Source organism: Spirulina subsalsa FACHB-351 (assembly GCF_026130165.1).
GTDB classification, from domain to species: Bacteria; Cyanobacteriota; Cyanobacteriia; order Cyanobacteriales; family Spirulinaceae; genus Spirulina_A; species Spirulina_A subsalsa_A.
In genome coordinates this window covers 1-9850 of the sequence record NZ_JAIHOM010000157.1, presented here as the reverse complement: position 1 = coordinate 9850, position 9850 = coordinate 1, and the positions used below count along the sequence as shown (strand labels likewise).

Below are 9850 nucleotides of genomic sequence, written 5' to 3'. Positions count from 1 at the left end.
AATGGACAGGCGTTAAGCAGTGTTAGACCCCAATCCGGGGCGGTTGCTTGTCTGTCTACCCATCAGGAGTCCACTTAATGTGGACAGACTGGGAATCCCCGTGCCTTTAGGCCGGGGAGGATGTCAATTTAACTTGCTCTTGTTGTGGGGCTTCAGCTTGGGAATTTCCCCCTGGATTGACCCCTGAAATCAAGATGCTGAAAAGCGGTTAACCCCGTCAAACGGGGTTAAATCATGTTAAAATATTTGAACACAAGACGCAAAATTAGGCGGGTCTTCAGGCAAAAAGTGGCAGTTTTCGCTGCTTTTTATTGTTTATCTGCCCTATAAGCAATTTAATGGAGTTTTTCATTTTATGACTGCCTCGCAGGAGCGAATTGTCCCTACTGACCTGAGTAACGAAATGTCCCGGTCATATCTGGAATACGCCATGAGCGTCATTGTTGGACGGGCGTTACCTGATGCGCGAGACGGACTCAAACCCGTTCACCGTCGCATTCTTTACGCGATGTATGAACTGGGGTTAACTCCAGATCGACCTTTCCGGAAATGCGCTCGGGTCGTGGGGGAAGTGTTAGGGAAATACCACCCCCACGGGGACACGGCGGTTTATGATGCGTTGGTACGGATGGCGCAGAACTTCTCCATGCGAGATCCCTTAATTGATGGACATGGGAACTTCGGGTCAGTGGATAATGATCCTCCGGCGGCCATGCGTTACACCGAATGTCGTTTACATCGCCTGACGGTCAATGCACTCCTGCGAGATATTGAGTCAGAAACCGTTGATTTTGCCGATAATTTCGACGGTTCTCAACAAGAACCTGTGGTTTTGCCTTCACGGATTCCCCAACTCCTATTAAATGGCTCCTCGGGGATTGCTGTAGGAATGGCGACCAATATTCCCCCCCATAATTTAGGGGAGTTGGTGGATGGTTTGATTGCTTTAATTGAAAACCCAGAGATTAGCATTGCGGAGTTAATGCACCATGTGAAAGCTCCCGATTTCCCCACCGGGGGGCAGATTCTGGGGACTTCGGGCATCCGAGACGCTTATTTTACTGGACGCGGCTCCATTACCATGCAAGGGGTCGCGGAGATTGAGTTAATCGAACAGCGCGGCCGTCCTGACCGAGAAGCGATTATTGTCACAGAGTTACCCTATCAAACCAATAAGGCAGCACTGATTGAAAAAATTGCCGAGTTGGTGAATGATAAGCGCATTGATGGCATTGCAGATATTCGGGACGAAAGCGATCGCGACGGGATGCGCATTGTCATCGAACTCAAGCGGGATGCCGTGGCTCGGGTCGTGTTAAATAATCTCTACAAACAAACCCCCCTGCGCACCAACTTCGGGGCGAATATGTTAGCCCTAGTGAACGGGGAACCCCAACTCCTTGACCTCAAACGCTTTTTAGAGGTTTTCCTCGATTTCCGCGTGGAAGCCATTACCCGACGGACTCAGTACGAACTACGCAAAGCCCAGGAACGGGATCATATTTTACAAGGGTTACTCATTGCCCTAGAAAATCTGGACGCGGTGATTCACCTCATCCGGGCGGCTGCCGATACAGCTAGTGCTAAACAGGAGTTAATGGACAGTTTCGGTTTATCGGAAGTCCAAGCCGATGCTATCTTACAGATGCAGTTACGCCGTTTAACTGCCTTGGAAGCGGAAAAAATTACCGCCGAACACGAACAACTGTTAGCCCAAATTACCGACCTTGAGGACATTCTGGCGCGACAAGAACGGATTAACGCCATTATTGTCGAAGAAGCTAGCCAGATTAAAAGCATTCATGAGTCCCCCCGTCGGACGGAGGTGTTATTACAAGATGGGGACTTAGATGAGCGAGATTTAATTGCTAATGAGGCGGCCGTCATTCTGTTAACGGAACAGGGTTATATTAAACGAATGCCTGTATCTACCTTTGAAGCTCAAAACCGTGCCACTCGGGGACGGGCTGGGGCGAAAATCAAGGACGATGACGGGGTAGAACATTTCTTGACCTGTTGCGATCATGACAAGGTGTTATTTTTTAGCGATCGCGGTCTAGTCTATTGTCTCAATGCCTATAAAATCCCCACAGCCTCCCGCACAGCCCGAGGAGTCCCCATCGTCCAGATGTTACCCATCCCCCGGGATGAAAAGATTACCTCCCTCGTAGCCGTGAGCGAGTTCACCAATGATCAATTTTTGGTCATGTTAACCCGCAAAGGCTACATCAAAAAAACTCCCCTTGATGCCTTTAGTAATATTCGCACCAATGGTTTAATCGCCATTTCCTTAGCCGAAGGGGACGAACTGCGCTGGGTCCGCTTGGCGACCTCGGAAGATAGTGTCATTGTGGGATCTCAGCAGGGGATGGCGATTCATTTTAAAGTCGGAGACGAACAACTACGCCCCCTCGGACGGGCAACGCGGGGCGTTAAGTCCATGAAGCTACGCAATAATGACCAGTTGATTAGTATGGATATTCTCCCAGCCCAAATTGCGGCGAATATTGCTAACAGTGAGAGCGAGGAGGAGGAGGAGAGTAACGAAGACCTCAACGGCAGTGAGGAAATCATCACCGAAGTCACCGAGGGGCCTTGGGTGTTGGTGGTGACTAGCCGAGGCTACGGTAAACGCATCCCGGTTCATCACTTCCGTTTACAAAAACGGGCGGGGATTGGTTTACGGTCTATTCGTTTCCGCATGGCAGGGGATGAGTTAGTGGGCTTAAAAATCGTCTACCACGACAGTGAGTTAATGTTAATCACGAATCGGGGGATTATCGTGCGGCAAGCTGTGAGCGCCATTTCTCCTCAGTCTCGTATGGCGACCGGGGTACGTTTGCAGCGTTTGGATGAAGATGATGCGATCGCCGCCATTGCCATTGTTCCCACTAGCTCTGAAAGTGAATCTGAAACCGAAATGTGAAGCCCTATGTAGGGCTTGCGGAATAACTCTACTCGTGGGGCTAGGGAGTGGGGAATTGATAATTGATAATTGATAATTGACAATTGACAATTGACAATTATTTCCGACTCCCGACTCCTGATTCTCGATTTGGCGCCCAAGCGCAACTACGAACCTGATTCTCGATTTGGCGCCCAAGCGCAACTACGAACCTGATTCTCGATTTGGCGCCCAAGCGCAACTACGAACCTGATTCTCGATTTGGCGCCCAAGCGCAACTACGAACCTGATTCCTGATTTGGCGCCCAAGCGCAACTACGAACCTGATTCCTGATTTGGCGCCCAAGCGCAACTACGAACCTGATTCCTGACTCCCCAAGTTATTCAGCAAACCCTACTGAGTGGGTGATTCACACGGCATAGCCTAGATGTTCATAGGCCGCTTCTGTGGCCACTCTGCCCCTTGTGGTGCGATTGAGGAAGCCAATTTGTAATAAATAGGGTTCGTAGACCTCTTCAATGGTTTTAGAGTCTTCCCCGGTGGCGGCAGCTACGGCTTCCAAACCAACCGGACCGCCGCGAAATTGTTCAATAATAGTGCCTAAAACCAGACGATCAGTCCAATCGAGGCCACAGGGGTCTACATTGAACAATTCTAGGGCTTCGGCAGCAATGGCTTGATCTACCGTTTCCATGACCTTGACTTGGGCATAATCCCGCACTCGACGGAGTAAACGGTTGGCAATGCGGGGGGTACCTCGGGCGCGACGGGCAATTTCTTGGGCCCCTTCTAGGGTGACGGGGGTTTGCAGCAAGTCGGCAGTCCGTTGGACAATTAGGGTGAGTTCGTCAAGTTCGTAGAAGCGTAGCCGTTGGATGAGGCCAAAGCGATCGCGCAAAGGAGAGGTTAAAGATCCCACTTTAGTGGTTGCCCCAATCAGAGTAAAGGGGGGTAGGGGAATGCTGCGAGTGCGTGCGGTTTGTCCTTTGCCAATGGTAATATCTAACCGACAGTCCTCCATTGCCGGATATAGCAATTCTTCGGTCATGCGGTTGAGACGGTGGATCTCATCAATGAAGAGAATATCACCGGGTTTGAGATTAATGAGAATCCCCGTAATATCTCGCGGCCGTTCTAGGGCAGGGGCGGCGGTAATTTTGCAGTTTACCCCCATTTCTGAAGCGAGGATGAGGGACATGGTGGTTTTGCCCAATCCGGGGGGGCCGTAGAGGAGAATATGATCCATCGCTTCCCCGCGAGATTTAGCGGCCGCAATGGCGATTTTTAGCACTTCTTTCAGGTCTTTTTGCCCGATATAGTCATCCAGACGATGGGGGCGGATACTCTCTTCTGGATTGGTGATTTCATCAATGCCTGCGGTAGCGAGCAGCAAATTTTCGTCTTCCGTGAGGGGTTCAACGGCGGGTTTTTTCCGTCGTTGGGAGGCTTTGGGGGTCTTTTGAGCGGCGGGGTTATTTTGATCTGGCGATCGCTTGATGGCCATAGCTTCATCACGGGGGGTCGGTTCCCATTGTAATGGAAGAGTTCCCATAAGGCACACAAGCTTAACTGGTCAGCCTTTGGGAATAGGTAATAGGGAATAGGTAATAATTATCAATTGTCAATTGTCAATTATCAATTATCAATTCCCCTGCTCCCTAGACAGCACTCCGGACTAAAATCACCGTACTTTTCACCCCAGAGGTAATTGCTTCGGGAATGTTGCCATGAATGGCTTGTTGCAATAAACCCTCCCGACTGGCCCCGACGATAATCACCTGACAATCTTCCGACTCCGCCAAACGAATAATGGCATCGGAAACAGAAGCAGAACGGATGGGGATGGGAAACACCGAGGCATTGAGTTGTAACTTCACCTGGGCAGCCATTTCTTGTAGGATGCGGGTGTCGGGAATGTTGGTGTCGGGGGGGTGAACTTGACAGAGGAAGACATGACGCGATCGCGCTAATAATTGCAATCCCGGCAATAACTGCACCGCCCTTTGTACATTCGGCCCCCCAGCAATGGGAATCAGCCAATTTGTCGCGAGATAATCCCGATAGGGAAAACTCTGTTTCCCGTCCCCTAATTTAATCATAGCCACATCACAGGGGGCCTCACGGATTAAGGTATCGACAGCATCGCCAAAAATGCGACCGGGGGAAGAAGTGTTGCCCTTCCAGCCCATAATCAACAGGTCGATGTGGCGTTCATTAATCACCTCTAAAATCGCTTGGGCTAAGTTATGAGCCAGTCGGATTTGCACATGGAGGGGAATATCCCAGGCGGCCGCTTCTCGTTTGGCTTCCTTGAGGAGTTGATGACTCTTTTTCAGGGAAACGGAGGCTTGGGAGGGGGCAATATGGCGGGGTACCGTGACAATATGGAGACATTCCAACTCGTAGCCCTGTTGTTGGGCGATCGCACCCGCAATTTTTACTAAAGCCTGGGCCGTTTGAGGATTGGCCAAAGGCAGCAATAAACGCCCCTTCCCCACGGCCGGGGAACGAGTTTGATAGACCAGATAAGACGGTTCCACCTTAGCCCCTTTAATCTTAGGAGTCATCTTTAACTGGTCTGCCGTGGCGTGAATTAAATCACTGCGGGTAATAATCCCCAACAGTCGCCGCCCCTCCGTCACCGGAAGATGGGAGAGTTGATAACGATCCATCAAGTACACCACATCACTTAAAGACCCATCGGGCTGAACTGTTACCGGGCGCGGGGTCATAATATCCCGCAAGCGAGTCGTACTCTCTTGGCTAACTAAATTCTCTAAATTCGCTTCCGTCACCATACCCACTAACTTCTCTTCATCCAATACGGGGAAGCCATGATGAGCGGAACGGGCAAAGGCCGCTAAAACCTCTTCTAGGGTCATATCCGGGCGAAAGGACTCCACCCGGCGTTTCATCACATCCACCGCCTTTAAGCCCGATAACACCTCATTTTGCGCCCCCTCATCGCTCAATTCAATGCCACTGGCCTGTAATAAATGTTGGTAGAGCGAACCTTTTTTAATCGTTTCCGCCACCCCGTAGGCCACCACCGAACTGATCATCAAGGGCAACACTAAGGTAAAATCCGCCGTCATCTCAAAAACAATCACAATGGCCGTAATCGGTACCCGAGCCACAGCCGTAAAAAAGGCACTCATCCCCACCAGAGCGTAGGTACTGGCATAACCGATGCCCAAAGTAGCCACCTCTGCCATGCCCACCAAATAGCCTAACGCCGACCCCAACACCAAGGCCGGGGCAAACAGTCCCCCCGGTGCGCCGGAACCATAGGCTAAGATGGTCAGGCAAAAGTGAGCAATAAAAACAAACGTACTTTTTTGCCAAGTGGCGTATCCAGTGATCAGGAAATCCCGCAATCCCGCATTGTCGCGCAGGATGGGGGGAGACAGGGCAATGATTGCCCCGGAAATGAGTCCAGCTAGGGCGATTTGCCAGATCAGGGAGATATTGAGCCATCGGTAAAAGCGCAGACAGAGCAAGACTCCACGATTAAATGAAGCTCCTAAGACCCCCGCTAGGGCTCCGAGGAGCAGATAAAAGGGGATTTCGGGGGAGGTGAAATGGGTTTCAGAGAGGGGGAGGATACTGGCGACCAGTTTGAGGTCTGTTGAGCCTAAGAGACGGGAGACGATGGAGCCGGTAAAGGAAGCGAGAATAGCGGTTTCGAGGGTTAGGCCGGACATATCCCGGGAGAGTTCCTCCACCACAAATAACACCCCAGCAATGGGGGTGTTAAAGCCAGCCGCTAATCCAGCCGCAGCCCCGGCGGCAATCATTTGGCGACGGTGTTGGGGGGAAGTCGGCACCCAATTACTCAGTTGGGCAGCTAGGGCGGCCCCAATGTGGACCGTGGGGCCTCGTCGTCCTAAAGTCATCCCGGCCCCGAGAATTAACATGGTGCCGAGCATTTTCACCACAGCCACCCGGAGGGAGAGGGGGACGGGGAACTTAGCGAGGGCAGCTTTGACTTGGGGAATGCCACCCCCTTTGGCGGAGGGGGAGCAGGTTTCTAGGAGCAACCCGGCTAAACCCCCTAAAACTAGACCAACAATGGGTAAGATATAGACTCCCGTTTGGTCTACGAGTTGTAAACGGAATTGCCCGAGGAGGCCGATTCCTTCTTTCAGGATAAGGGCGGCGATCGCAGAAACACAACCAATCAAGCAGGCTTCCACGAGGGCGTAGTTCGTTTCTACGGCATGGTTGCCCCAGTGTCGCCCTTTCCAAGGGCGTTTGATGGTAATGCCTAGGGAAAGCTGCCGAAACGCACTCAATAATTGCTGCTTCATAAGTGTTCCCTTGTTAACCTATCTAGGGTCTGCTGAATAACTTGGGGAATCGGGAGTCGGGAGTTGGGAATCGGGAGTTGGGAATCGGGAATCGGGAATAATTATCAATTATTAATTCCCTTGTTGAGTCAAGCGTTCCGCAGGAAACAGTTTTTTTCAGCAGACCCCATCTAGGGTGGGAGAATTGAGCATAGTCGAGGGAATTCATGTTCCCCCGACCATTCACTAGGAACTCACCACCGATAAACTATCGACAATGAGGGAGGGAGTATAACAAAAACCTTGCCATTGGGCATCACCTCCGAGTGCCATCACCTGTTTAAGCGCCGTGTAAACGTTCCCGGCTAGCATCGTATCTTTCACCCGTCCGACAATTTGCCCATCTCGCACCCGATAGCCTAATTCCACATTAATAGAAAAGTCGCCAGAAATATCAGCCCCTTCTCCCAACATTTGATCCACAATCAAACCGTCATCAAGATGACGCACCAATTCATTAAAAGTGCCTTCCCCCGGTTCAATGATTAGGTTGATCAGGTCTGGGGTGGGATAGCGGCCTAGACTGGGGCGGAATCCATTTCCGGTGCTGGAAATGCCTAGTTTTCGCCCTACGGTGCGGTCTGTGTAAATGTGGTTCAATTGTCCATTAACAATTAAGGCGAGGGTTTGGGTGGGGGTGCCTTCGTCATCAAAGGGACAACTATAGGGACCGAAATCCGGTTTTTGAGATAGGGTGAGCAGGGGAGAAAGCACCGTTTCCCCTTGCTGCTGACTCCACGGGGAAGACCCTTCTAAAATTCGCTTGCTGTTGGTGGCCTCGCAAATAGTCCCCCAGAGCATGGTGGCTGCCTTGCTGGTGAAGAGAATGGGAACGCAACCTTTGGGGGGGAGGGTATTGTTTTCCGCCCAAGTTAAGCGTTGCCAAATGGCTTGGAGGAGGCGCTCCATCTCCAGTTCATTGCGGGTTTCTTGGTCTTCGTAAATGCCGAGAAAATCCTCCCCCCGCACCCATTCCACCCCAAGGGAGGCGCTTAAGGTGATGTCGGTATATTGACAATGGAGGTTTTGGGAGTTGATTAACAGGGTGGTTTCCTGTTCACACTGTAATTCAGCGCTACAGAGGACTTCAGGATAACGGGCGCGAATTAAGGCGATCGCCTCTCGCCCTAATTTCACCAACTCCCCCACCTCTACCCTGTCCCCAAAGTTGGGAAAAACCTGTTGTTGCTCACTGGCTAATTCAATGGGTTCTGGGGGATTAAGTTGAGACAGGGCAAGGGCTTTATCCACTAAAACCTGCGGCTCTACTCGACCATAGGCCACCGCTAAACCGGGACAGCCCTCCCGCCAGAGTCGTAGTGCTATCCCTTGCGCTTCGGAGCTTTCGAGTTGTTTTAAACGATTGGCCTCAAAAAAAACTGGATGGGCTAGAGAGTTAGACTGGTACACCTCCGCACAACTAGCCCCCGCTTTTAGGGCTAAGTCAATCAATTGTTCCGCTAACTGAGAACTGGATTGGCTGTTGATTTCTCCCATCTCCCCCCTTCACTCTTGTTTTAGTAGCCAAAATCCAGCAAAAGATTCCGACTCGGGATTGTCTTGCACGGCCAAAAAGTGAACATTTTGGGCTTGTTGTTTGGCTTGCTCAAAGCCTTGAGCTTCGGCAAGGGTTTGGGGATCTTTGAGATCGGCTAAAATCCAGCTATCACTAGCTCCGGTTTCTAAGCGCATCCGAGGCAGCGGCTCTTTTTCTAACTGAAGAAACCCTAACTCAATCCCTGACAACCAACCCGCTAAGGGCATAGCTCGGCCCGAGAAAATAATTAATCCCGGAATGCGCATTTCTGGGGTGACACCGAGGAAATCTAAGGGGAAGGCTTCACTAAAGGCAATATCCCAGTCCTTCATTTCCGCAAAAGCTCCGGCCTCTAAGGAGACAAAGGCCCAGCGATCGGCTTTATCCCCTCGCACAGCTTCCGGTAAGGGGGAGACATTCAAGGGCGGATACTGTACGGAAGAGGCTTTAGCGGCCGCCGCATCATAACCCGGCTGACTGGGGTAAAAATCCGTCATCCGTTCTTGAATCCACTGGTTTAAGCTATAAGTCCTACGACTTGGCACCGCCGGAACCCCAAACTCTTCACAGGCTTTCGTGATCATATTATTCATCTGACGACGAAAAAAGCGAATCCGTCTCGGGCTTTGAGGGGCTTGAGCTAAGGCTTCTTCGAGAGCTTCTCGTAACCAGAGGGAGTTGACATTCTGATTTGTTGTGAATTTGGAGAACCGAAAAAGGGTTTCCGGCGATCGCGTTACCTCCAAAGGACTCTCACAGATTAAAACTTCCCACAATTTTTTTTGGTTGTCGTCAAAGATCGGACGTGAATAAAAATCGAGTTCCCAGATCGTTGTTCCCATACTCCTGTTCCCATAATCCTGTTCTCAATAACGTAGCTCCCCCCTTAGCTCCTTGGGGCGGAAGAAGTTCGTTAGATCCCTACTATCAGTTGACACTCCCCGGCCTAAAGGCACGGGGATTCTTCACTCAACGAATCAGCTTGCCCTGACAGGATTACTCCAGCCAAAGTAGAGGCCCATTCTCCTGAAGCGTTACTTGCGTCTAGCGCAAAAGTT

At 51.0% G+C, this 9850-nt stretch carries 5 protein-coding genes; 1 reads left to right on the top strand and 4 read right to left on the bottom strand.

The window, feature by feature from the left end; all coding sequences use genetic code 11:
- The first annotated feature begins 355 nt into the window (after positions 1-355).
- On the top strand, positions 356-2926 hold the full coding sequence (gene gyrA / locus K4A83_RS20545) for a DNA topoisomerase (ATP-hydrolyzing) subunit A (protein ID WP_265266567.1): 2571 nt from the start codon (positions 356-358) through the stop codon (positions 2924-2926).
- Positions 2927-3315: 389 nt separating this feature from the next.
- Here the strand turns inward: gyrA and ruvB are convergent, their stop codons facing one another.
- From ruvB to K4A83_RS20525, 4 genes are all read right to left on the bottom strand, one after another.
- Positions 3316-4410 (bottom strand): Holliday junction branch migration DNA helicase RuvB, encoded by a 1095-nt coding sequence (gene ruvB, locus K4A83_RS20540; protein ID WP_407810255.1) that lies wholly within the window; start codon positions 4408-4410, stop codon positions 3316-3318.
- A 154-nt stretch (positions 4411-4564) separates the two neighbouring features.
- On the bottom strand, positions 4565-7216 hold the full coding sequence (locus K4A83_RS20535) for a chloride channel protein (RefSeq protein ID WP_265266564.1): 2652 nt from the start codon (positions 7214-7216) through the stop codon (positions 4565-4567).
- A gap of 225 nt (positions 7217-7441) precedes the next feature.
- Positions 7442-8752, bottom strand: coding sequence for a TldD/PmbA family protein (locus tag K4A83_RS20530; RefSeq protein WP_265266563.1), 1311 nt, complete (start codon positions 8750-8752; stop codon positions 7442-7444).
- 9 nt (positions 8753-8761) lie between these two features.
- The gene (locus K4A83_RS20525; protein WP_265266562.1) at positions 8762-9634 is read right to left on the bottom strand and encodes a Tab2/Atab2 family RNA-binding protein; all 873 of its coding nucleotides are present in this window, start codon (positions 9632-9634) and stop codon (positions 8762-8764) included.
- Positions 9635-9850: the final 216 nt, after the last annotated feature.

Coding starts and splice junctions, on each gene's coding strand:
- K4A83_RS20525 (WP_265266562.1), bottom strand. CDS start 9,634: ATGGGAACAACGATCTGGGAACTCGATTTTTATTCACGTCCGATCTTT.
- gyrA (WP_265266567.1), top strand. CDS start 356: ATGACTGCCTCGCAGGAGCGAATTGTCCCTACTGACCTGAGTAACGAA.
- K4A83_RS20530 (WP_265266563.1), bottom strand. CDS start 8,752: ATGGGAGAAATCAACAGCCAATCCAGTTCTCAGTTAGCGGAACAATTG.
- ruvB (WP_407810255.1), bottom strand. CDS start 4,410: ATGGCCATCAAGCGATCGCCAGATCAAAATAACCCCGCCGCTCAAAAG.
- K4A83_RS20535 (WP_265266564.1), bottom strand. CDS start 7,216: ATGAAGCAGCAATTATTGAGTGCGTTTCGGCAGCTTTCCCTAGGCATT.